The organism is Helicobacter didelphidarum (genome assembly GCF_003364195.1).
GTDB classification, from domain to species: domain Bacteria; phylum Campylobacterota; class Campylobacteria; order Campylobacterales; family Helicobacteraceae; genus Helicobacter_A; species Helicobacter_A didelphidarum.
Genome location: NZ_NXLQ01000008.1, coordinates 1 through 24661, shown reverse-complemented (window position 1 = coordinate 24661; position 24661 = coordinate 1). Strand labels below are relative to the sequence as shown.

The following is a 24661-nucleotide window of genomic DNA, read 5'->3' as shown; positions in this document are numbered from 1 at the left end:
TAAAACAATTTATTCAAATCGAAATATGAGGAGTAGCATGAAACTCAAAGAAGCAAAACAAGAATTTATTGCTGAGCTTAAAGGACACCCAAAAACAAAGCAACTGACTTTTTTAGAGGGGGTAGCAATGCTTGTTGGGACAAATATTGGAATTGGAATCTTAAGTGTAGCATATAGTGCAAAAGCAGCGGGATTTGTGCCATTGCTTTTTTGGCTTGTGATTGGTGGGATTCTATCGACTATCACAATGCTCTATATCGCTGAAGCTACACTTCGCACAAAGGCACATTTACAACTTACAGGATTATCAGTTAAATATATTGGACCTATTGCTAAATATATTATGTTTATCTCTGTGGCTACTACGGCTATTGGAGCATTGATTTCATATGAAAAAGCCTCTGGAGATATTTTAAATACAATGTTTGGAATACCAAACAAACTAGGAAGTATTTTGTTCTTTATCCCCGCTGCGGGCGTGCTTTGGCTTGGACTGAAAGCCATTGGGAGAGGTGAAAAGCAAGTCGTAGGCATTATGTTTGGGATTCTATGTGTGCTTATTATCTCTACATTTTTCAAAGCCGAGATAGATTTTGGACATTTAAGTGAAATGTATTGGGAATGGAAAGCGATAATCCCGATTTTTAGTATGGTCGTGTTTGTCTATTCTGCACAATACATTGTCCCTGAAATGGCAAGAGGATTCGCCCATAAGCCTCAAATGCTTCCAAAGGCTATCATTTTGGGGAATTTCATTGTATTTTGCATGCTTATTCTTATCCCTCTGTCTGCAATTATTTTGGAGGGTTTGGAAAATGTCTCTGAAGTCGTTACACTCTCATGGGGTAAGGCTATTGGAGAGTGGGCATTTTGGATTTCTAATCTGTTTGGATTGTTTGCTATTCTCACTTCATATTGGGGACTTGGAGGAATGTTTGTAACTAATATAGCTGACCAAATCAATAAAGACGCCGATAATAATCTCAAAGTTCGTTTTGTTATTTTACTTTTCGTTGCACTTCCCCCTTTATTGCTCGTGTATTTCAATCTCGTTACAAGTATCACTGATGCACTTTATTATCCTGGAGTAGCTGGGGCATTGATTTTGAGTATTTTTCCTATTTTAATTTTAAATAACTCAAGAAAATATGGGGATATGCAGACCGCTTGGCAATGTCCAAAACTCATCACAAACTTTGGTGTAAAACTGACTATTGTCGTGGTATATGTGAGTGCGACAATCTTCAGTATTGCTGCAAAATATAATTTACTTGATAAGATTCTGGAATAATAACTAGCTTTACCCATATAAGATTGCTATTTTTGTTTGAATCTATTGCCTTACAAGGCTTCTCGATACTATAAATACTCTCTAAAAAATATTATTTTTCTTTGATTGATAGATTTCTAATCACGCTGGAGTTTTTCGGTATCCCCTCCATTTTCCTCATTAAGAACACAAATTATTAGAATCTATTGCTACATTTGCCATTGATAGGCTCATTATTTTTATATACAATATTAAAATAAAGTAAGCCATCTCCATAATATGTTTTAACTATGCTATCTATGTCGCCATTTTATATGGTATTTCACTGAGAAGTTTACCATTTTCTCAATATCTCACTCTAAACCATTAGGATATAATAAACTTACATATCTTTCTTATATGATCGTGATACAAGTAAGATAGCTAAGCATACCATAAGAATCTTAAAACACAAAACACTTTGCTCATGCATACTGCTAAAATTTTCACTTACAAGATTCTCAGGATTGAGAATAAAAGGAGTATAATACCACACAAAAAGAGCAATACAAACACTGCTGATAATACCAACCAAAAGTAATAGAATAGAATATATAGTTTTACGCAAATATATAAAACTTAGTAATTCATAAATGATAATCGCAAGAAGTAATATCAACAAATACATATTTAATCGCACAAAAATTCCACCCATAATCATACCACCTTCATATGGTCCAAGTCCTGGTATCATATCACCAATGCGAAATACAACCGGTGCAGCAAAAGCACCACAAGCAATAATGCCACCAATACCAATACCAAGTAAAAGAATATAGAGTGGATCGATGATTCTAAAGAATTTTGTCATATAAACTCCTAACAAAAATTTCAGAACAATATTATATCAAAATTTTATTTATGGTTCTTATTTTTATGAATAAAATTTGAGTCATAGAGTATAAAAGCAAATTTAATAACTTAATTATCATTAGCGTATTTTTTGATATTTATCATTATGAGCTTAATGTAATTTACTTGGCAATAAATCATAATATTTGAGAATCTCTGCATTTCTATTTGCGACTATTTTTAACTCTTTTCGTGCAATTTTATACTGCGGATAGTAAGTTGCAACTTCATTCCAAAACTGCTTTGAATGATTGCGATAACGCAAATGCGATAATTCATGCACAATTAAATATCTCAATAAATCTAACTCACATAAAACATTACGATAATCAATCTTGATTATATCACCCTTGCACTGCCCTAAATATCCCTTTGTATAGCTGATAATAAGCTTAGAGTAATGAAGGTTCATGATTTCTACAAATTCATTAATGATCATAAGACTTTTAGTATAGAGCATTTGTGTAAGAGATTCTATACTTAAATCGTTTATATTATGCTCCATACCAAAAACAATAAGTTTATTTGGGTGTGATTGTATATATGCTTGAATATTTTTTTGAAAGTTATGATCTCTTCGAATCTGTTTTTCAAAAATCTTTGGAATTTTTGCACTATTATTTGTAATGTATTCTTGTGCAAGATTTATTTTGTTTTTCATATACTTTGGGAAACAAAAGGATAAATATCCATGTGGATTGTATTTTACAAAGCCATGTTTTGTGCGAGTATTTATGATGATTTCAAATTTAACACCTAAAAACTCTTGCAAAAATTGTCCTTTTTTAGCTAAAATACAATACAAGAGAAAATCATACCACAATTACATTAAAGGTGTCAAATGCAAGTTTTATTGGTTAAAGATGTAGCAAGTTTAGGCAAAGCTGGAGAAATTAAAGAAGTAAAAGATGGCTATGGACAAAATTTTTTAATCGCAAAAGGTTTTGCAAAACTCGCTACAAATGAAGTTCTCAATAAATATAAAGCAGAACAAAAGAAAAAAGCAGAAATAGAAGCATTAGAAATTGCTGAAGCAAAACAAATGCAAAAAGTGTTAGACGAAATTACATTGCAGATTCCAAAAAAAATTGGTGCAAACAATCACCTCTTTGGTTCGCTTACAAAAGATGAGGTGGCACAATATTTAGAATCTACACATCGTATTGTAATTGATAAAAAAGCTTTTGATATACCGCAAATAAAGACTTTGGGTAGTTTCCAGGCAAATGTAAAACTTGGACATGGATTTAGTGCCAATTTAAAACTCGAAATTATTGCACAACAAGATAAATAAATCTTTCTTAATAATATATCTCAAGATATTTTCTTGCATGTTTTCTTAATAAGTAAATTTGTTTTATATTTTTTTTAATACTCTGAAAAGTTCAATTTATAAATGGTATATTACTATATAGAAATCTTTGTATATAGTAATCTTACAAAACCATAATCCAATCCTTTTATTGAGTAGAATAAAAATTATACTTCAAATGTAATTTAATTAATTATCTATGTATAATGATAGATGAATCTAAGAGTATGGGGAAATTAGAATTGCTAGAAATTGATTTGAGAATATGCTATCTTCAAGAATGCAAAAACACTTTTTAATTATTCTTTTGATAATCACACAATCTATCTGTTGGTCATATTGTGTTTCTTTGATATTTCTTCATAGAGATATAGTTAATTCTAAAGAAACTTGACAATTATGGGCAATAGAGACTCGTATTGCATATGCAAATTTGTTTCAGATAATGCCAAAATTTTTGCTAGATTCTTATTAGATTTTAGCAAAATACTATCATTGAAAGTCCCTTATTTGAACAACATTCCTATATTTTTCATTAGTTTATTCAAACGATTGATTGACTTTTAAAAAATTATGTGTTATTATTGTATGGAAACTTTAAATTGCTTGTCTTATAATTGTAGGCATTTAATGAAGTATTTTGATTAAATTGAAAGTAGAAGTTAATATGAAAACAATATTTAAACAGAGGTATTTCATAAATAGATTCAAGAATCTTATGCAGAATTTTCCAAAGGTAAGTAACACAGCAACATTTATCTTATTGTTTCAATGTGTCCTAGCCAATGGGACAAATATCACAGATGGGATAACTCACACAAAAGACAGAAATCAAACAAGATTTATTGAATCACCTCAAATAACCAAAGAATTTTCCAAAGCTATCAATCTTGAGCAATGTATGAGCCTTGCACGGCAAAATTATCCCATAACGAAACAATCAACTCTTCTTGATGAAGCACTGAATCTCACTTTAGATAAGCTCAATATGGGCTTTATCCCACATCTTAGATTTAATAGTAAAATAAGCTATCAAAGCGATGTAACCACACTTCCATTTAATATGTCAATGGGTAATCCACTCTTTCAAGGCTTTACTTATACACCCCTTACACGTGACCAATATCAATTTGCACTTGAGGTAAGTCAACCCTTACTCGATATGGGGAGTTTCGCACAGAAAGACATAAGTAAAGCTCAATACGCTTCACAAAAACAAGAAGTGCAAAATAATCTTTATAAGATTCAACAAAGTGTTATAAATGCATATTTTACAATTATTTTGCTGGATTTTTCAATAGCACAGAATGCGACTTATAGTAGAGATTTAGAGAAAAATTATAAGAATCTCAATGTGCTTTATGTAAATGGTGTAATAGGTAAAGATGCCTTAGATAAGCTAAGCATCGAGATTCTTAACGCACAAAAAAATGCTAAAGAGTTAGAATCTCAACGAAAGATTATGCAAAATACGCTTGGCTTTCTCACACAAGAATCTTTGCTTGATTTAAGGTTGGAGATACCAAATTTTCAAGAGCAGCAAAGTTTCTTAGAATCTATTGCCACAAAAGCTGGAGAGGCTAATTCGAGTCTTTTTGCACTTCGCCCTGAAATGCACTTTTTTAGTCTCAAAGCAAACGAACTAGATACTCACAAGAAACTAGAATTAGCAAAAGGATTACCTTATATTGATGCATTTTTGCAGGGTGGGTATTCAAATCCGGGATTAAATTTCCTCAAAGGAGGCTTTCAGCCTTATTATATCGTGGGGCTTAGAATAAACTGGGATTTTAGCAATTTTTATACAAAATATCAGCAAGACAGTCTTATTAGAAATCAAAAATTGCGTCTTGATACACAAAAAGAGGAATTTTTGCTCAATACTAAAATTTTGCTTAATCAACATATAAAAACTGCACAAAATCTTCTCACGCAAATGAGCGATAATGAAAAAATCATTGCTTTACAAGAGCAAGTCGTGCGGACACAAGAATCCAAACTAAAAAATGGTGTTCTTTCTATCAATGATTTTATCAGTGATACGAATAATTTATACCTCAAAAAATTACAGCAAAATTATACAAAAGTAGAATTTCTTATGCAAGTATATAATATCAAGCAAATTCTTAATTCTTGGGAACATAATTAAGAATTTTATTTTGAAAGGAAGATAATGGGCAATAGAACACAGAAGTTACTTTTTGGAATATTTGTGATAGCCATAATGCTAGGTTTAAGTGCATGTGAGAAAAAACAAGAGTTTGACGCGATGGGGATTTTTGAAAGTGATGAAGTTCTCATCGCTGCGGAAATAAGTGGGAGAATCTTGGACTTTGATATAAAAGAGGGTGATTTAGTGCAAAAGGGTGCATTACTTGGGCGGATAGATTCTGTCCAGCTTGAACTTAAAAAGGCAAAGTTAGGGGTCGAATTACAAAATGCTTTAATAGAGCAAAAGCGATTAGAGAGACTATACAAAGCAAATGCAGGCACAAAGCAAAATCTTGATAATGCCAATTTTAGACTTGAAGGACTGCACAAGGAACAAGATATTCTAGATGACCAGATTCAGAGGGCAGAAATTCGTACACCAATCGATGGAACGATTTTAGAAAAATATGCTTTTAATGGCGAACTAAGTAGCCCAAACAAAGCACTTTTTAAAATCGCTGATATGAAGAGATTGCGTCTTAAAGCTTATTTAATCGACACAGATTTAAGCAAAGTGAAGCTTGGAGATAAAGTGAGTATTTTTAGCGACTATGGTGAAGGATATAAAGAGTATGAGGGGGTGATAAGCTGGATTTCTAGCGAAGCGGAATTTACCCCAAAGACAATAATGACTAAAGATGAACGCAAAAATCTCGTCTATGCAATAAAAATAGATGTAGAAAATGATGGCTATCTTAAGCTTGGCTCGTATGGCGAAATAAAATTGCAGAGATAATAGTAGGATTTTGAGAATCTTAAATCATACATATCAAAAAAATTTATGATAAAAATCATAGAAATTATAGAAGAGAGTTTAAACTTATGAAACATGTGGTTATTGCTAAAAATCTCACTAAAAATTTTGAGAGAAAGAAAGTCCTTGATAATATAAATTTGAGTGTGAGGGAAAATGAGATTTTTGGGATTATCGGTCCTGATGGTGCTGGGAAAAGCACACTTTTTAGGATTTTTACCACACTTTTACTTGGTGATAGTGGGGAATGCGAAGTGGCAGGATATAATGTTGTGCAAGATTTTGCAAAAATCAGGGAGATTGTAGGTTATATGCCGGGTAACTTTAGCCTTTATATGGATTTGAGTGTGGAGGAGAATCTACAATTTTTCGCTTCTATCTTTAATACGAGTATCGAAGAAAATTATGATTTGATTAAGCAAATTTATCGTGCATTAGAGCCTTTTAAGAATCGCAAAGCAGGTGCATTATCTGGTGGTATGAAGCAAAAACTAGCCCTTTGTTGTGCACTTATCCACAAACCTAAAGTCCTCTTCCTTGACGAACCGACAACTGGTGTTGATGCGGTAAGTAGAATGGAATTTTGGGAAATTTTAGGCGAGTTAAAATCTCAAATGAGTGTCATCGTATCTACGCCATATATGGACGAAGCAAGTCTCTGTGATAGAGTAGCACTCATTTTTGATGGCAGAATCTTAAGCCTTGATACGCCTAAAAATCTCTGTGAATCTTTCCCACATACGCTTTATGAATTTCGTGGTATTCCTGCAAGTGCATTAGATTCACTTCGTGAATTAGCAGGCGTGCATTCATGTTTTCTCTTTGGAAATTGCTATCATATTGTGTTTAAAAACTTGAGACAATCTCAAAAACATAATGATACAAATATAGCAGAAAATATTACTCAAGATTCTATTAAGAATATTTTAGAAAATTTTGATTTTCCTAATATGAGTTATAAAGAGATTGGTGCAAGTATTGAGGATTGTTTTATGGAGTTTTTGCAATGAGTGAGAATGGAGTAAAAAATATCATCGAAGTGAGAAATCTCACAAAGATTTTTGGAAATTTTAGGGCAGTTGATGGGATTAGCCTTGAAGTAAAAAAGGGTGAGATTTTTGGCTTTTTGGGTGCAAATGGTGCAGGGAAGACAACTGCAATGAAGATTCTTTGTGGGCTGAGTCTGCCAAGTGGTGGGAGTGGGAATGTAGCGGGATTTGATATACTCACACAAAGCGAGGAGATAAAGAAAAATATCGGTTATATGTCACAAAAATTTTCGTTATATGATGATTTGAAGGTATGGGAAAACATCTGGCTTTTTGGGCGAATCTATGGTATGAAAAATAATGAGATTATGAGTAAAATCAATCTACTTTTGGAGAGACTTAATTTTAGTGATAAAAAAGATGAATTTGTTTCAAAGCTTCCACTTGGTTGGAAGCAAAAACTTGCCTTTTGTGTGGCAAATTTTCACTCACCCAAAATCATTTTTCTTGATGAGCCAACTGGTGGTGTTGATCCTATCACGCGTAGGCAATTTTGGGAGCTTATCCAAATGAGTGCAAGCGAGGGAACTTCGATATTTGTTACTACACATTATATGGACGAAGCAGAATATTGCAATCGCGTAAGCATTATGGTTGATGGCAAAATTAGTGCGTATGGTACGCCAAGTGCGTTAAAAAAGCAGTTTAGAGCAACAAGTATGAATGAGGTATTTTATCGTGTTGCAAGGGAAGCAAAGCGCGGTGAATAAAAGTATAAGAAATAGGTATGCAGATTTGGTGCAGAATTTCAAGGGCTTTATATTATGTGCTGTGTGGAATCTTGTAGGATTTATTTGGGGTTTATTAATGTTTGATTCTAAACAAATTTATATTACAGATTTTCAAAATATAGATATTTTAGCTTTGTTTCAATATAACAACACAGAAAAGGTTATTTCGTTGTTATTTCAACAGAACAAAATCATTCATCGTGCTGACAGCACTAAAGTATCTACAAAGAGAGAATCTCAAAATTCAGGGTTAATAATTTTGAAATATAAAAGCTTAGATTCTAATATATTAGAATCTAACTATTTAGAATTTATAAAATATAAAACTTTACTATCTATAATCCTAAATCCAAAAAATCAAAAATGTAAAATTCCAGAATCTCAAAGGAATATAATATGAAAAACCTCAAAGTTTTCATCGCCTTTAGCAAAAAAGAATTTTATCATATCACACGTGATGTGCGAACGATGATGATTTTACTCCTTATGCCGATTGCTCAAATCTTGCTCTTTGGATTTGCACTCAATACTGATATAAGTGGTATTAACTTCGCTGTGCTTGACTTTAGTAAAGACACCAAAAGCACCAAAATTGTGCAGAGCTTCGCCTCAAATCCTTATTTCACTTTCACGCGTAAGATTTACTCTCAAGCCGAGTTACAAAGGATTTTTAATGATAATGCCATCGATATGGTGCTTGTTTTTAACAATAATTTTGTGAAAGATTCTAAAATGCAGTTAATCCTCGATGCAAGCGACCCAAATCGTGCAAGTATGATAAATATGTATGCTTCAAATGTGCTTAATAGTGTAAATTTTCAAATAAGCCATATCAATCTCAAGCCACCGATTACGCCCTCAATCACGATGCTTTTCAATCCTCAAGGCAAAAGTGCGTATAGCTTCGTGCCGGGGCTTATTGGAATGATTTTGATGCTGATTTGCGCGATGATGACTTCGATTTCTATCGTGCGCGAAAAGGAGCAGGGCAGTATGGAAGTCTTGCTTGTCTCGCCTATCAAGCCCTTTGTGATGATTGTGGCAAAGATCGTGCCTTATTTTGTCATCTCGTGTGTGAGTCTTACTATCGTGCTTTTTATATCAGTGTATGCACTCGAGTTAAAAATCGCTGGGAGTATGTTTTGGTTACTTTGCTTTTGTATGCTTTATATCGCTTTAACACTTAGTATTGGGTTATTAGTTTCTACAATCGCAAAGACCCAACTTGTCGCAATGCTCGTCTCTGGCATGGTCTTTATGATGCCAATTATGATGCTCTCTGGAATGATGTTCCCACGCGAATCTATGCCACTTATCTTGCAAGGATTCTCTTACATTATCCCGACAAGCTGGTTTATCTCAGGGATTAAGAAGATTATGATTGAGGGACTCCCTATTAGCTATGCGATTGTAGAACTTAGCGTACTAGCTGGAATGTTTGCCCTTATCTTAGCAATTAGCCTCAAAAAATTCAAAATAAGGTTGGAATAATGCTCTTTCTTATCCAAAAAGAATTCAAACAAATCTTTCGTAATCGCTTCTTACCCCGCCTCATCATCGCCTTTCCCATTATGGCGATTTTGGTAATGCCGTGGGCGACAAATATGGAGATAAAAAATGTCAATGTCGCGATTATGGACTTCGACAAATCAAGCACAACAAAAGAGATCATCGCGAAGCTAGAATCTTCAAGTTACTTCCGCCTCACACTTTACACAAATAATGTCAATAAAGCGTATAACTGTATCTATGAGAATGATTGTGATGTGATTGTGGAATTCCCGCTTGGATTTGAAAGTAATTTTTTGAAAGAGAAAAACGCCTCGCTTGGAATCTACGCCAACTCTATCAATAGCACGAAAGGCTCGCTAGGTGCGGGCTATCTAAGCAATACCATTATGAGCTATGCCAAATCTAAGCAGGCAAATATATTCCAAAATGCCACAAATACGGGTGTAATGGAAGTGCTTAGCCTCTATCGCTTCAATCCTAATCTCGACTATAAAATCTATATGATACCTGCACTCATGGTGATGATACTCACGATGATATGCGGATTCCTCCCTGCATTTAATATTGTAAGCGAAAAAGAGCGAGGAAATATCGAGCAAATAAATGTAACCCCTATCAAAAAGTTTGACTTTATCTTAGCCAAACTTGTCCCATATTGGTGTATTGGCTTTATCGTGCTTACACTCTGCTTTTTGCTTGCCTATCTTGTCTATGGACTTGTCGCGGTAGGAAGCTATGCCTTAATCTATCTCTTTGCTCTGTGCTATATCCTTGTAGTAGCTGGTATGGGACTTATCATATCAAATTACTCAAACACAATGCAGCAAGCAATGTTTGTGATATTTTTCTTTGTATTAATCTTAGTGTTAATGAGCGGACTTTTTACCTCTATCAAATCAATGCCTTCTTGGGCATACTATCTCACTTATATCAATCCTCTAAGGTATTTTATAGAATCTCTTAGGCTTATATTCTTAAAAGGAAGCACTCTCTTTGATATATGGCATAATCTCCTTGCTCTCATCATATTTGCTCTTATCCTCAATCTATGGGCGATAGTGGGTTATAAGAAGAGGGGGTATTGAGTGTTGCAATATTGTGATTTCTAAATTAAGGTTGATTTAAAGGTTATAGTAAAATAAGTTAAAGAGATTCAATTTATTAAGATTACTTTAGCTTATATTTTTTTATCAAATCTCTAGGTATGGTACGCCAAGATAGGATATTATTTATCTTTTTGGCTAATTTGTAGTATTTCAGTAGATGAGGTAAATTATAATTTTTCTCCATTCTTGTTCTATGGTCTGTTAAATGTATTGCTTCTCCTCGTCTAAAAGCATTTTTTGGTTCTTGCGAACAAATAGATTCTAAAAAAGACTTAAGTTTGTTTTCCTGCTCTATAAATGGATTAAAATTATCTAAAAATACAGGTTCTCTTAACATTGCCTTATAAGCTTCATGATCATTGTCCATTCTTTTAATTTCCTCTATTAAATCTCTTAAAGTAGGAAAATTATGCGCATTTATGAAAGCTTTTGGGTTTAAATGATATTCTATTAAATGTTTTGGAATCCTTGGGATAGTCATATCTATATTGACATATTGATGACTAAAATTCCCCCCCCCCCCCTTAGTGCAATGGGATTCTATATGATCATTTTCAGAATCTAAAGAAATTCGTAAACTTGTATCACCCCAATATATTGGCACACACCCTGCAGAAAATGCATCAAATAATTTTTCAGTCAAATATCCAGGATATGTAGAATTTTCAAAGCATAGATGAAACTTATAGTCTTTTAACCATTCTAATTTATTACCAATTCGTCCCCCTACATTATTTCTAAAAAGTCCCCCAGAATCTACCTTTTTATACTCGCTCAAAAGTTCAAAACACATATCTCGCATATCCGAAGTCGGTGGCTTTGAATTTGATACCATAAAAGCACAGAATTTATTATACTTGATTTTATTATTTATCTCTTCATCACCTATTAAATGCCTTTTCATAATTTTATCTCTATCACCTCTTATAAATCCAACTGGAAATCTACAATGCCTATCATTAAATTCCATGAAATCAAAGTCAATGCCATAATCGGCAATATTCCAATCAGTCCTAAGATTTTCTGGTGTAAAAAAGATTCTAACGCAATCGTAATTCATACAATGCCAAACAGGTGGCACATAAATTAAAAAATCAGGCTCGTTGGAACGAATGACGTCAAATTTATCTTGCAATAATTGAATAAAATAATTTGAATAAAATTCTTCATTGGAGAGTTCTTTAAAATTTATAGTACTTTAATTTCCTTTTTATTCATTTTTGTTCCTTGTTAATTTTATTTAACATATTAAAGTTTAACTAAACTCTCACTCTTTTTCTTAAATTATAGTCGAGAGATATACAAAACTTTAACTATTTTGAAGTATTGATATTATTAATATCAGGAAATCTTTTATTTCTCTATATATACTCTAATTATAACCAAAATAAACTAATCATTCGGACATATCTTCCACTTTTTCTATTTACGGCAGGATAAAAAATATTAATTACATTGGTTACTAAATTTGATATAGCACCTGCTATGAAACCACTACCAAAAGCTTTTATAATTTCAGGATATTTTTGTGTTATAAAATTCTGAACCTTATTGTAAATATTGTTTTTCCTTGCTATTAAAGAATCAAAAAAATGCTTATCATCTACTAAAAATCCATTCTTATACATATCGTGAATCTCATCAAAAAGAGTGGCATAAAACTCCACTATAACCAACCCCAATGCTTGTTGAACACCCATCTTTGCCTCTTCTTGCATTGAAGTTATTGTCGTATTTTTTAGAAACCTTACACTTGTGTAGTATGTTTTGTTTATTTCAGATTCTATTGTTTTCTTTGTTTTATTATATTCTTCATTGATTTGAGCTTTATTTTTATCAACTTCTTTGAGTTGCGATACATCTTATTCATCTTTTCTTGGATATTATGCCTTTCTTATGGATTTGTAGTATATTTTAGCTGACTTTGTTTTTTCTTAATGCTATTTTGTAATTCTTTAATTGTGGTTGGAACTTGCTTGGGAAACTTTGGCACTGATAAGTCTTTTTTAACTATTAAGACAATTTGTTGTAAATACAAGTTAAAAGATTTTTCTTAAAAAGTTTGAAAAATATAATGTTAAGATAATGCCTTCATCATCTTTATATTCAGAATTAAAGATAATTGGAGTTTGATTATGTTATAAGAGAGTTCAATTATTTGGTAGCATTACTTAAGATTTTATCTTGTTTTTAATATTATATTATAATTAACATTATATATTATCTAAAGGATTGGGAAGTGGCTTTTATTGAGTTGCAGCATATTACAAAAACTTACGGGAAAGGCAAAAATAGCTTTCAGGCTTTGCATGGTGTAAATCTCAATGTTGAGCAAGGAGACTTTGTTGCTCTTATGGGTCCATCAGGTTCAGGTAAATCGACAATGGCAAACATTCTTGGTTGTCTTGATATTGCAACAACGGGTAATTATTTGTTTAATGGCGTAAGTGTTTTTGCATTAAATCACAAACAGAGGGCATTATTGCGACGACACTATATGGGATTTATTTTTCAAGGTTTTAATCTCCTTTCACGCACCTCGGCATTAGAAAATGTAGAACTTCCCCTCATTTATCGGGGTATGTCAAAAAAAGAAAGAGAGAAACTTGCATTAGAGGCACTTGACATGGTGGGGCTTAGACAATGGGCACATCATAGTAGTTCTGAACTTAGTGGTGGGCAGTGTCAAAGGGTGGCGATTGCACGAGCAATTGTAATTCGCCCACTTTTTTTACTTGCTGACGAACCAACAGGGAATCTTGACACGAAACGAAGTAAAGAAGTAATGGAAATAATGACATATCTCAATAAAGAAATGCGCATTACGATTCTTATGGTAACACATGAGCCAGAAATGGCACAATATGCACATAGAGAAATTTATTTCCTTGATGGGAATATCCATAAAGAAGTAGTCTTACAACATTAAGCAAAACTTATTGTTAATATGTAATAAAAGAACTCAAAAAGATACTGAAAATGAGTTTAAGCTAAAATAAGATTTTCCTTATAAAACACTCTGTATTGCATGATTTAGAAAAATCTTCTTAAAATACAAGATACTTTATAATACATACAATTAAATTGTATTGAGAATCTCAAGAAAAATTTGAATGTAAATACTCTTGATAACATAAGATTAAAAAAAATTTATATCCGAAATACAATAAACAAATCATGATTTATAATTGTATTGCTACAATTTTACTCCCAAAGAAAGATTCTATAACACATATTTCTCTAACAATATTTACAATTTTCCTAGGTTATTAATTGCATCACTACAATTTATAGTATTTGTCATGAAAATAAAAAAATTAAAGCATTATGAGTGAAAAAATAACAATTTCTCTTACCCAAAATATACAATAAAAATGCTATAATACCACCATTCAAACTCAAATTAAGATAAAATACAATTTTAGATTCTGCTTTATGCTTAAGGAAGTAAATGCAACAGCAAGCCAGTAATGCAATATCGCACACATCGCATATCGAGAATGCTTCTTTAGAGTCTCATACAATAGGTAATTGCACACATTCTAATATAGTTTCTTTATTGAAAGCCGGAGAAAATATACAACCATATATTCAATCCGCACCTCTCACAGATCTTGTAGAGATTTCAGATATTATTCGACAGAGAATTTTGGAAGTTGTAAGTAAAAATGGAGGACATCTTAGTTCAACTCTAGGGGCAGTTGAACTTATTGTTGGTATGCACACAGTTTTTGATTGCAAACTCAATCCATTTATTTATGATGTCAGTCATCAAGCCTACGCACACAAATTACTTACTGGACGGTATAATGATTTTTCCTCATTGCGACAATTTGGCGGGATAAGTGGCTTTTGTGCACCTTATGAAAGCAGTTTTGATTACTTTATCGCTGGTCATAGTTCTACTTCACTTTCTTTAGGTGCTGGAGTAGCAAAAGCAAAAACATTAAAAAAAGAACAATACAAACCCATTGTAATGATTGGTGATGGCTCAATGAGTGCAGGCTTAGTATATGAAGCGTTAAATGAAATTGGGGACTTAAAATTACCCATGGTCATTGTATTGAATGACAATGAAATGAGCATTGCAAAGCCAATCGGTGCCATTTCTAAGATTCTCTCAAAAACAATTGCTTCACCTCTTTACCAAACAATGAAAGAACGAGTAAAAAAAATTGTTAATAAAATGCCAGATGGAACAGCATTCATTGCGAAACGTTTTGAAGAAAGCTTTAAGCTTATAACACCTGGATTGCTTTTTGAGGAATTTGGTATTGATTATATAGGACCAATTAATGGGAATGACTTGGAAGAAGTTATACGCACATTCAAAAGCGTTCAAAATCTTAATCGTCCCGTCCTTATTCATTGTCAAACAATTAAAGGAAAGGGGTATCAAATCGCAGAGGGTAAATACGAAAAGTGGCATGGAGTTGCACCATTTGATTTAGTAAGTGGTAAACCATTACATATTCCAACTATTAAAAATCCTACTTCTGTTTTTAGCAATAAGCTTTTAGAAATGGCACGAAAAGATTCTAGAATTATCGGTGTAACCGCAGCAATGCCAAGTGGAACAGGACTTGATAAACTTATGGACGAATTCCCCGATAGGTTTTTTGATGTGGCAATTGCAGAACAACATGCAGTAACCTCCATGGCTGCTATGGCAAAAGAAGGCTTTAAACCTTTTATAGCAATTTATTCCACATTCCTACAACGAGCATTTGACCAAATCATCCACGATGTTTCGATTATGAATCTCCCTGTTACTTTTTGTATTGATAGAGCGGGAATTGTCGGGGAAGATGGAGAAACTCATCAAGGATTATTTGATATAGCATACTTGCGTACTATACCAAACATTCATCTTATATCGCCACGAGATTCTATTACATTAGAATCCTTACTTGAATTTGCCATAGATTTTCCCTATCCTTTAGCAATTCGTTATCCGCGAGGAAAATTTCTATGCGATGTATTTATAAAGGATTCTCAAAATGTATGTCAGGATAATAGTGACGATTTATTACAACAAGATTATAAAAATTTGCATGATGTGCTTGTGAAAGAGATTCAAAAGAATACACTTTCTTATAACAAACATTTACAAATGAGAAAAGCACAAATGCTTACTGCAAATGTATGGGAGAATTTTAAGCCAAACTCTATGACTAAACCCAATAAAAAAGAAAATAAAATTCTCATTATTGGCTATGGGAATGGTGTCGGTCGAGGATTATTTTTAGTTGAATATATCTATAATGAGCATAATATTGCATGTGATTTGCTTGATCTTATCTCATTAAAACCTCTGGATAGCGAAACACTTGCTCGTGTTTTTGTGTCGTATGAATATATTTTTGTTTTGAGTGATAATTATAGAATCAATGGTGTGGGTTCAAGTCTTATAGAGTTAGCAACTTTTCTCTTAAGTCAAAACAAAATAGTCACTATGCCAAAAATTATAAGTTTTGAAATTGAAGATAAATTTATCAAACATGGTAAAACAGAAAAGGTTGAAGAATCCTTAGGATTAAATACAGAATGTCTTACAAAAGTTATTATGGAATATATCCATAAATAATATCTCTCCTTCACTCCTGCAATTTTAACCTTACTTAGAATCTTTATAAATAATATATACATGTCCCACATAACAGAATTGCATAAACATACTTTTTTTATGCACTAAGATTCTAAATAATCAAATGAAAACATGTTAAGATAGAGGTTATTCACTTTCTTTTGCATGTCCTTTCCCCAAATAATATCCCAAGTATCCCCATACAAATGAAATTATCGCTCCAATGAATAGTGTGAAACCTATACCAAACTTCAGTAACACCCCCTCAAGTTGTGCGGATAACGCATCGCCACCGCGATATATGATAGTATCAAAGAAGTTTTTCACCTTATATTTAGATTCACTATCCATTGGGACAAATAGCATTTCACGACCGGGCTTGATGAGAGCATACTCGCCCACTCTTCGCACACTCATTACAATTATCATTGGAAGTAATGCGGGGTGCGTAAATGAGAGGATGATAAAACCTATTCCTATAATAAACCCAAGAATGGAAAGCAGATATTTCACCCCAAAATATTGTGCGATTTTTGCAGTAAAAAAAATTTGAATAAAAAAGCTTAAACTTTGGACGATGAGATCAATATTTGCAAATGCCCCAGCACGTGCTTCTTTATAACCTTGCATAGTTTTTGGGAAAAGCTCACCAATAATTCGTGCTTGTTCCATATAGAGAAAGGTGCTAACACTTGTGAGCAAGAATATAAAACCTGCAAATGCGAGGAGATATTTTGAGGTAATGATAAGACGAAATCCTATAAAGGGATTTTTTGAGCCAACAGGCTTATTAAATCGCTCATCAAACTTTACTTTCTCATCTCTTTCTAAGTCCTTGCAAGATTCTCTAAGTAAAAGTGATTTAAGTCCCAACACAAGCAATAGTAAGAATATAGAAATAAGGACAAAATCCCTTGTGTTAATAAGAGATGACAGTGTACCTACACCAAATGCCCCCAATATGCTCCCTAAACTGGCTCCAGCACTGATAATACCAAAAAGCCTTTTGCTTGTTTCTTTGTTAAAAATATCAGTAAGTAAGCTCCATGCACTTGAGATGATGAACAAATTAAACACGCTGACCCATATATAAAAGATTCTTGTAAGCCATACAAAACCTTTTGAATCTTGTGACATAAAATGAAGTGCAAAGTAAAATCCGACGAGATTAAGGGCGAAAAAAATAAAAATCACATTAAGGTAGATTCTACGTTTGACCATACCACTTACAGCCATAGCAACAATTGAACCAAACAAAGTGGTAATAAAAGTGCCTAGAAAGAGCCATTTAAGCTCTTCACTCCCACCCTCTAAACCAAGTGCATCACGCAAAGGACGCAATATTGCATAGCTTGCAAAAAGGAGTAAGATAAAAAGTGTGCTAAGGCTAAGAATTTTAAACTCTCCTTGCTTAAGGCTAAAGACTTTGTAAAAATAGCGTGTCAATATTTATGTTCCTTACTATTTATTTAAGTTTATACAACCAACAAAACATATAGCATTTGTATCTGGGGAAAATCTTATTTATAAAATTTTAGCTTTTTGCAAGCATATATCCAATCGGAATTTCAATATAAGTAGTCTCTGGTGGTTTAGGAAAATCTTTACATGCTCGTCTCAATGTTTTTACCGCAGCTTTATCTAACACAGAATATTTTGAACCATGAATAACTTCAATATTTGACACCTCTCCGCTTTCTTGTATTAAGAATTTTATCAATACCTCTCCTTCATAACCGCGTTGTTTTGCAAGGTTTGGATAGTCATGTCGTTTTTCAATAGCGACTCTTATTGCCCTCAAAAATGCACTGTCTATTCCTTCAGAATAACGCATAACTTTGATATTTTCATTTGCTAATGCATCAGGACTAGATTGAATTGTGGTTGTAGTTTGTGCATCTACGACTTCTTGCTCAATTTTTTTCATTTCTGTGACCTGCGGAATTTCTTCCTTTTGGATTTCTTTTTTTACCTGCAAATCCGATGGAGTGGGTTTTGGTGGAGCATCTATTTCTCTATGTCTTTTACGCTTTTTATGTTGCTTTGGTTTTGGTTTTTGTATTTGTTCTGCAATGGGATCATTACTTGGTGGAGCATAGGCTGTAAGTTGTATTGTAACAAAATTATCTCCATTTTCTTTTTCCTTCATTATATTTGAATCATGATAAACACTATAACCAAATATTCCAGCTGCACCAACAAAAGCAAATACAACGCCATAAAAGCTAGGGTTTTTAATTGTGTTGCGTATCAATTCTAAATTTATCATGCTGATGCCCTTTTTTTGTAAGTTGATCAATAACAAAAACTAAATACTCAAGACTGGAGCTTTTATCTCCCTTAAAATTCACGACTTTATCATTGGGAATCTTAGCAATAAAGTGTTCTAAATTATCTTTGTTCATTTCTTCATCATTTATATAGATTTTATTATCATTGCTTACAACAATCACAATAGGTTTGTCATCACTATTATTCTCTTGGGGTGCATTATTCGCTGTTGGAACCTCAACCTTTATTTTTCCTTGTGAAATAAAGGTTGATATTGATAAGACAAGGGCTAGAAGCACAAGCATAATATCAATGAAAGGAACGATATTTAATCCATCTCCGCGTTTTATTTTCATGCTACCTCCTTAAATCTTATGACAAATTTTTAAGAATCTTATAGCGATTTACTTTTTTATCTGCAACACGCACAAGTGCATTGTAAATCATAAGAGTTGGAATTGCGACCACAAGTCCCAAAGCTGTTGCCTTAAGAGCCATGGATAATCCAAGAGTAATGCTTTTCACATCAATATTACCACTACCACCCATATCAAAAAAGACCAACATGATTCCAACAACTGTTCCTAAAAGACCAACATAGGGAGCATTTGAATAAATAATATAAAGAAGTGTGAGATGTTTACTCACATCTTCCTCTAATTCTTTCACATCATGATATTTTTCCAATGAAATACAAGAAAAAAATATCCAACGTTCAATACTAAAATAAACCACCAATATAGCCATAAACCCCAAAATACTAAAAATGAGAGGATCAAGATAAATCTTTAAAAATTCCATGAAAACGTGCAAAATAAACTCCTATACAATCCATTCATTCACAAACAAGTATAGAGAATTATATCATAATTTAAGATTAATTTTTAATTTTATAAGCGATATTTTTGAAAATATTTTACATTCTTATTATTGAATTAAAATGCCATTTTATGGGCATTGATTCTATATTATTTTTTATGCACGAGATTACTTTGTTACCTTAAAAATGCTATAAATAAGATTTTATAAAAGATTAACCCATTCTAAATGTTTGTAAAAGATATGAGAGATTCTATACTATACAAAATATAATCAAAATTAAAAATAAAATTCCTAAACTATGATAGAATCAAGCTTTATACTTTATTAAAGATAAGAGAAAATATGGAATTTGAAATTCATGTACACATTCTTTTGATACTTTTTGCAGTAGCATTTGTAGCGGGATTTATTGATGCCATAGCTGGTGGGGGTGGCATGATTACGATCCCCGCATTATTTTTAGTAGGTATTCCTCCCCATGAAGCCTTAGGCACAAATAAATTACAAAGTTCTTTTGGCTCTTTTTCTGCTACTTTACACTTTTATAAAACAGGTCATTTGCATATTAAAGAAAATATACTTCATATTTTTCTTGTTTTTTTTGCTGCACTTTGTGGGACAATTTTATTAAATTTTTTTGATGCTTCTTTCTTAGCGAAATGGATTCCATTTTTACTAATTATTTTTGCACTCTATTTTCTCTTTTCCCCTAAAATACAAGATGAAAATAAACATGGAAATATGAAAAATCCACTTTTATTATTATTTCTTATTTGTATTGGATTCTACGATGGATTTTTTGGTCCAGGAACTGGATCATTTTTTATGTTCGCACTTATTGCATGCGGTGGCTTAAGTATGAAAGATTCTCTTGCAAGAACAAAACTCTATAATTTTACCTCCAATATTGCCGCATTATGCGTATTTATGTTACATGGACAAATTTTATTTCTTGTGGGCTTTATAATGGGTATCGGACAATTTATCGGAGCAAATCTTGGTTCAAAAACCGCCTTAAAACATGGTGCAAAAATTATCAAACCACTTGTAGTAACAATTTCTTTGCTTGTATGCACAAAGCTACTTTATGAACAATATTTTCTATAAATTAAGAAATAAAAGGAACGATATGCTAATTATTCTTACCACAACTCCAAACAAAAAAGAGGCAAAGAATATCGCTAGAATCCTCTTTGAGTACAAGCTGGTAGCATGTATACAAATCACTAAAATATCAAGTATGTATCTATGGGAATCTAAACTTTGTGATGAGAAAGAATTTTTACTTTATATAAAAACACAGCAAAAACATGCAGAAACAATTAAAAATATTATAATCCAATATCATAGTTATGATATTCCTGAAATTATAGAGATTGCTCCAAATAATGTGAATAAAAAATATTTAGAATGGATTCGCACTACAACATAAAATATCAGACCACCAATAACCAAAAACTTTTAATAAAATCTTTTCTGTCTTGAAAATCATGATTGCAAAAATAATAAAATAATATAGAAACACTAATAAAATCTCTTGCATTGATAGCTACAAATAGAATCATATATTATCAATAATACACCAATATGCTTAGGATAATATCCTCAAATTAATAGAAAAATATCTTAAAGTTACTCTCTATAAACTCGTAAAAATACTGGAAATCTTGGGATACCATTCTTTGTAAGCCCTTGATATTTATAAGTAATAATACTGCCAATTTTTGGTGGATTCTCTCTTATAGCATTCTTTAATCCTGAACCAATTTTAAAAGTTATTGTTTCCATGGTTTGAGATTTTGTATCTAAATTTTGCATCACAAGAGACTGGATATTTTCTTGTTGCAAACTCGCCTTTGTTTGTTCGCAGACAAAGGCACCCACCTTCCCATTTAACTTTCCTTTCCCTTGTGTATAATCAATAATTTTACATTCAGAATCCTGCATTTTTTTAAGTTTCAAATTATCATTGTTGCGTCCATTTTGATACATACTTTTATTTTTACGGATAATCAACCCCTCTCCACCACTTTCTACAACAGAATCTAATTTTTCAAAAAGTACTTTTTTTGATTTTAAAGTTTCTTGATTAATAATAACAATGCGTGAGCTTACTTTCTTATCCAGATATTCTTGTAGCTTTTCTAATCGTCCCAAGATTGTGCATTCTTTAGGTAATATCACCTCTTTCATGTTTTTTTGAGAATCTTCGTGTATACAAAGTTTAGAATTAAAGTTTATAGGTGGCACGTCAAAAATATAATAGCGGATACTATCCCACAACTCACATGTGGACTTTTGTGTACGTGTAATACTTGAAATATTTTCAAAATCATTATATTTACTCCATAGCTCACCATCGAGTTTAAAAGATGGGAAAGATTCTAAAAAACAACTTGGGGCATGAATGATCTTGCCACTACGTGTTTGTAAGTTCTTGCCATCCCATATTGCACGCACACCATCCAATTTCTCACTGATGACATATTCTTCTATGTGTTCATCAACAAGGAGTGAATCATGATAATTTTTAAAAAGTAAAAGTTCATTTGCCCTACTTTGCAGTAAAAATAAACAAGGGAATACAATTATAAAAAATATAATCTTATGTTGGATAGAGAAGAACATAATAATGACACCCAAATAAAAAAATCTAGCCATTGATTATCAACAAACAAAGAACCTAAAATTTTAACTTTTTAAAAATATAACAACTTGAAAAAATCAGAGTTTTTGCTAAGTTATAATTCCAAATCTATAAGGTTATAAAAAAGATAGCGAATATCTTATTTATATTCATATATCTTAGGAGAATCAATTTACACTAAAAAGCATAATAGTATTATATCTTTAGGAAAAATATAGTTATTAGCTCTTTGATACCCAACCTGACAGGATATTAACAATTTCTGTATCAAAAAATTTTAATATATTTTCTATTCCTGATATTCATCTCTTTGGTATATAACACACCCAATCCATTCAATATTCTGTGCAACATTATCACGATATACATTAATTGAATGAATTTCCTCAGGAAAAAAATCTACGCAAAAACTATTAATCTCATGTTGTAGTTTTGTGTGTGTATCAGCTATAAAAATTTTTACTTGCTTAGTCATAATAAGACCTCCTTAATGATGTGATCAATTATGGCACCATTGTTTGTGATTATTTGCTGTAATAAAATGATTGTTTGATTCTCTACTATTTACTTTCTCACATTCTGGACAAATACCCATAAATATTGCCGAAAACCTATGGATATTATACCCACTATTTTTCTGGCAATCTTGCTCTAATGCAGAAAAATCGATATAAATATCTTCAAGCTTTCCGCATTGGTCGCATACTATATGGACATGTTTTTCACGATTTAATTCATACTTTTGTTTGTAACCGGGTACTTTGATTTCAGAAAGAACATTAAACTGACATAAAATTGTAACATTTTTATAAATTGTTGCGAGAGAGATTGAAGGATAAGTTTTTTTAATTCTCTCATAAATATCATCAATACTTGCATGTCCATATTCTGCTATCTCCTTAAGAATAGTAACTCTTTGAGGAGTAACCTTGAGTTTCTTAATTTTCAATTCTTTTTCAAAATTCACAATAAACCCTTTCCTTATAAAACATGTATTTAACATCTGTTTATCTTTTCTTAAATTATATAAAATTAATTGTTAAGTATTTTAATGAAAAAATATTTTTTTTACTTTTTTGATTATAATTGCAGTTAATATATAATTATTATAAAGATTGTATATAATAAGGAATAAAAATGTTAATTTTAAGTAGATTCACAACCAATCAAAGATTCCAAGAGATTGTAAGTTTTGCAGATTGTAAAACAATAGATTCTGATATTTGTATATTTTTTAAAATTGAAATATACAATCAAAATTTACATTCCTTAAAATCTATTGATGAGATTCAAGATATTTTAGAATCAAAATATCTTTTAGCAAAAGAACTGCAGATGCATGAAATGCATTATGCTGTCTATATGTATATTCCAGAATATTTTCCTACAAAACTTCAACAAGAAATAAAAAGAATATTTTTATTATTTACACAATTTGGTGCTCAATATTTCATCATAAAAAGTAATCTTACCATAGCATATGAATTACAAAAAGTCGCAAATTATTATCTCACAGATACTAAAATCCTTGCCGTGGTACTTTCTCATAATGATTGCTTAATTGGTAAATTAGCATATTTTAATAGTGGAGATTCTGATTTTATTGGCATTGATGGTGTTATTGAAGAAAAAATATTAGAATCTAAGTAAGAAAAATTCCCAACTGAATAATATTCTCTTTGAAATTAATGTAATGAAAGTTTTACTATTTGTATCCGCACCCTGATAAAAACTTGAGTTAAATACAAATGGGGTAGAATCCTGTAATAACATATTTATATCGATTTAAAATCTATCCAAAAAGTTAATTATTCTGCAAACAATCATTGTAAAGTTATAACTTCGAGATTTTCATATTGTGCAAAAGCTTAAAGGTTCAAACCGATACTAATATCAAACCATTGTTTAATTGTTAGAATATATAAAATAAATAGAATTGTTTTTATTTCAAAAAATAAAATCTTAAGTAAATTGAAAGTAAAGTATAATGTATGGTGGTTGCGACTGGACTCGAACCAGCGACCCCTACCATGTCAAGGTAGTGCTCTACCAACTGAGCTACGCTACCACAAAGAGATATTTGAATAAACAAAATACTTTTGAGAAATGATATTGTATCATAAATTATTAGTATTCTATTTAATTTACCTAAAATAATGAAGTTTTTGCACACTCTAGTCTTTTTCAATAAGAATTTATATTCTTATTGAACCCACCATGCTATTCTCCATATTTTAGAAAATAGAAGAAGCACTACTCATAAAATAGAGGTTGCAACAAAGAATACTTTTCTCTCCCCCAACAATCTTTCTCCCCTCTTTCTTATTGTCTTCTCTTTTCTTTTACCCCCCTCCCCTTCTAAAACTTCTTCTTATTCACATCTGCTAGTATTTGTGCTGCTACATTATCTACTGCTGTGCTTATATCTTTAGAATGATTAGCTATTTCTACATTCTGTTGTGTAATAGTCTCTAATTGAGAGATAGCTTCATTGATTT

At 31.8% G+C, this 24661-nt stretch carries 25 protein-coding genes and 1 tRNA gene; 14 read left to right on the top strand and 12 right to left on the bottom strand.

The genetic code is table 11. The features are described 5' to 3' along the window. Positions 1–37: 37 nt before the first annotated feature. A complete protein-coding gene (locus CQA53_RS04985) occupies positions 38–1291 on the top strand; it encodes an aromatic amino acid transport family protein (RefSeq protein ID WP_115542930.1) in 1254 nt (417 codons plus the stop codon). Between the two features lie 361 nt (positions 1292–1652). Here CQA53_RS04985 and CQA53_RS04980 read toward each other — a convergent pair whose 3' ends face one another. Together CQA53_RS04980 and CQA53_RS04975 are read right to left on the bottom strand one after the other, a co-directional pair. Next, a complete protein-coding gene (locus CQA53_RS04980) occupies positions 1653–2120 on the bottom strand; it encodes a DUF4149 domain-containing protein (RefSeq protein WP_115542929.1) in 468 nt (155 codons plus the stop codon). Between the two features lie 153 nt (positions 2121–2273). Next, on the bottom strand, positions 2274–2933 hold the full coding sequence (locus tag CQA53_RS04975) for a M48 metallopeptidase family protein (protein WP_220272072.1): 660 nt from the start codon (positions 2931–2933) through the stop codon (positions 2274–2276). A 69-nt stretch (positions 2934–3002) separates the two neighbouring features. Here CQA53_RS04975 and rplI point away from each other — a divergent pair, with 69 nt between their 5' ends. The 8 genes from rplI (at position 3003) to CQA53_RS04935 (ending at position 10815) form a co-directional block, all read left to right on the top strand. Continuing rightward, positions 3003–3455: a 50S ribosomal protein L9 gene (gene rplI / locus CQA53_RS04970; RefSeq protein WP_115542928.1), complete on the top strand. Its 453-nt coding sequence runs from the start codon at positions 3003–3005 to the stop codon at positions 3453–3455. A 685-nt stretch (positions 3456–4140) separates the two neighbouring features. Continuing rightward, positions 4141–5622, top strand: a complete 1482-nt coding sequence (locus tag CQA53_RS04965; protein WP_115542927.1) for a TolC family protein — start codon at positions 4141–4143, stop codon at positions 5620–5622. A 24-nt stretch (positions 5623–5646) separates the two neighbouring features. Beyond that, complete coding sequence (locus tag CQA53_RS04960) at positions 5647–6420, top strand: HlyD family secretion protein (RefSeq protein WP_115542926.1); 774 nt, start codon at positions 5647–5649, stop codon at positions 6418–6420. 86 nt (positions 6421–6506) lie between these two features. Then, on the top strand, positions 6507–7448 hold the full coding sequence (locus CQA53_RS04955; protein WP_115542925.1) for an ABC transporter ATP-binding protein: 942 nt from the start codon (positions 6507–6509) through the stop codon (positions 7446–7448). Then, positions 7445–8197 (top strand): ABC transporter ATP-binding protein, encoded by a 753-nt coding sequence (locus CQA53_RS04950; RefSeq protein ID WP_115542924.1) that lies wholly within the window; start codon positions 7445–7447, stop codon positions 8195–8197. Before CQA53_RS04955 ends, CQA53_RS04950 begins: the two co-directional genes overlap by 4 nt. Then, the gene (locus tag CQA53_RS04945) at positions 8190–8618 is read left to right on the top strand and encodes a hypothetical protein (RefSeq protein WP_115542923.1); all 429 of its coding nucleotides are present in this window, start codon (positions 8190–8192) and stop codon (positions 8616–8618) included. Before CQA53_RS04950 ends, CQA53_RS04945 begins: the two co-directional genes overlap by 8 nt. Beyond that, positions 8615–9709 carry an ABC transporter permease gene (locus CQA53_RS04940; protein ID WP_115542922.1) on the top strand — a complete coding sequence of 365 codons (1095 nt, stop codon included), beginning with the start codon at positions 8615–8617 and terminating at the stop codon, positions 9707–9709. Before CQA53_RS04945 ends, CQA53_RS04940 begins: the two co-directional genes overlap by 4 nt. Beyond that, positions 9709–10815, top strand: a complete 1107-nt coding sequence (locus CQA53_RS04935) for an ABC transporter permease (protein WP_220272071.1) — start codon at positions 9709–9711, stop codon at positions 10813–10815. Before CQA53_RS04940 ends, CQA53_RS04935 begins: the two co-directional genes overlap by 1 nt. Positions 10816–10897: 82 nt before the next feature. Here CQA53_RS04935 and CQA53_RS04930 read toward each other — a convergent pair whose 3' ends face one another. Further along, on the bottom strand, positions 10898–12028 hold the full coding sequence (locus tag CQA53_RS04930; protein ID WP_281271167.1) for a glycosyltransferase family 10 domain-containing protein: 1131 nt from the start codon (positions 12026–12028) through the stop codon (positions 10898–10900). A gap of 184 nt (positions 12029–12212) precedes the next feature. Beyond that, positions 12213–12536: a hypothetical protein gene (locus tag CQA53_RS04925; RefSeq protein WP_147289997.1), complete on the bottom strand. Its 324-nt coding sequence runs from the start codon at positions 12534–12536 to the stop codon at positions 12213–12215. Positions 12537–13075: 539 nt separating this feature from the next. Here CQA53_RS04925 and CQA53_RS04920 point away from each other — a divergent pair. Together CQA53_RS04920 and dxs are read left to right on the top strand one after the other, a co-directional pair. Further along, a complete protein-coding gene (locus tag CQA53_RS04920; protein ID WP_115542918.1) occupies positions 13076–13765 on the top strand; it encodes an ABC transporter ATP-binding protein in 690 nt (229 codons plus the stop codon). 522 nt (positions 13766–14287) lie between these two features. Continuing rightward, positions 14288–16423 carry a 1-deoxy-D-xylulose-5-phosphate synthase gene (dxs, locus tag CQA53_RS04915; RefSeq protein ID WP_115542917.1) on the top strand — a complete coding sequence of 712 codons (2136 nt, stop codon included), beginning with the start codon at positions 14288–14290 and terminating at the stop codon, positions 16421–16423. A gap of 147 nt (positions 16424–16570) precedes the next feature. Here dxs and CQA53_RS04910 read toward each other — a convergent pair whose 3' ends face one another. From CQA53_RS04910 to exbB, 4 genes are all read right to left on the bottom strand, one after another. Further along, entirely contained in the window at positions 16571–17869 is a 1299-nt protein-coding gene (locus tag CQA53_RS04910; RefSeq protein WP_115542916.1) for an NTP/NDP exchange transporter, read from the bottom strand. An 88-nt stretch (positions 17870–17957) separates the two neighbouring features. Next, complete coding sequence (locus tag CQA53_RS04905; RefSeq protein ID WP_115542915.1) at positions 17958–18692, bottom strand: energy transducer TonB; 735 nt, start codon at positions 18690–18692, stop codon at positions 17958–17960. Then, on the bottom strand, positions 18658–19050 hold the full coding sequence (gene exbD / locus CQA53_RS04900) for a TonB system transport protein ExbD (RefSeq protein WP_115542914.1): 393 nt from the start codon (positions 19048–19050) through the stop codon (positions 18658–18660). The genes CQA53_RS04905 and exbD overlap by 35 nt, the downstream gene beginning before the upstream one ends. A 16-nt stretch (positions 19051–19066) precedes the next feature. After that, positions 19067–19495: a TonB-system energizer ExbB gene (exbB, locus tag CQA53_RS04895; RefSeq protein WP_115542913.1), complete on the bottom strand. Its 429-nt coding sequence runs from the start codon at positions 19493–19495 to the stop codon at positions 19067–19069. Positions 19496–19858: 363 nt separating this feature from the next. On the opposite strand from exbB, the gene CQA53_RS04890 reads away from it, so the two are divergent. Together CQA53_RS04890 and cutA are read left to right on the top strand one after the other, a co-directional pair. Further along, positions 19859–20623, top strand: a complete 765-nt coding sequence (locus CQA53_RS04890; RefSeq protein WP_115542912.1) for a TSUP family transporter — start codon at positions 19859–19861, stop codon at positions 20621–20623. 22 nt (positions 20624–20645) lie between these two features. After that, on the top strand, positions 20646–20948 hold the full coding sequence (gene cutA / locus CQA53_RS04885; protein WP_181882362.1) for a divalent-cation tolerance protein CutA: 303 nt from the start codon (positions 20646–20648) through the stop codon (positions 20946–20948). 200 nt (positions 20949–21148) lie between these two features. Here cutA and CQA53_RS04880 read toward each other — a convergent pair whose 3' ends face one another. From CQA53_RS04880 to CQA53_RS04870, 3 genes are all read right to left on the bottom strand, one after another. Beyond that, the gene (locus CQA53_RS04880; protein ID WP_115542910.1) at positions 21149–22177 is read right to left on the bottom strand and encodes a DNA ligase; all 1029 of its coding nucleotides are present in this window, start codon (positions 22175–22177) and stop codon (positions 21149–21151) included. A 275-nt stretch (positions 22178–22452) separates the two neighbouring features. Beyond that, complete coding sequence (locus CQA53_RS04875; protein ID WP_115542909.1) at positions 22453–22638, bottom strand: hypothetical protein; 186 nt, start codon at positions 22636–22638, stop codon at positions 22453–22455. A gap of 24 nt (positions 22639–22662) precedes the next feature. Further along, on the bottom strand, positions 22663–23130 hold the full coding sequence (locus CQA53_RS04870) for a Fur family transcriptional regulator (protein ID WP_245945675.1): 468 nt from the start codon (positions 23128–23130) through the stop codon (positions 22663–22665). A gap of 170 nt (positions 23131–23300) precedes the next feature. Between CQA53_RS04870 and CQA53_RS04865 the strand changes: the two genes are divergently transcribed. Further along, entirely contained in the window at positions 23301–23813 is a 513-nt protein-coding gene (locus CQA53_RS04865) for a hypothetical protein (RefSeq protein ID WP_115542908.1), read from the top strand. Positions 23814–24155: 342 nt separating this feature from the next. On the opposite strand, the gene CQA53_RS04860 is transcribed toward CQA53_RS04865, so the two are convergent. Next, positions 24156–24231, bottom strand: a tRNA-Val gene (locus CQA53_RS04860). Positions 24232–24661: the final 430 nt, after the last annotated feature.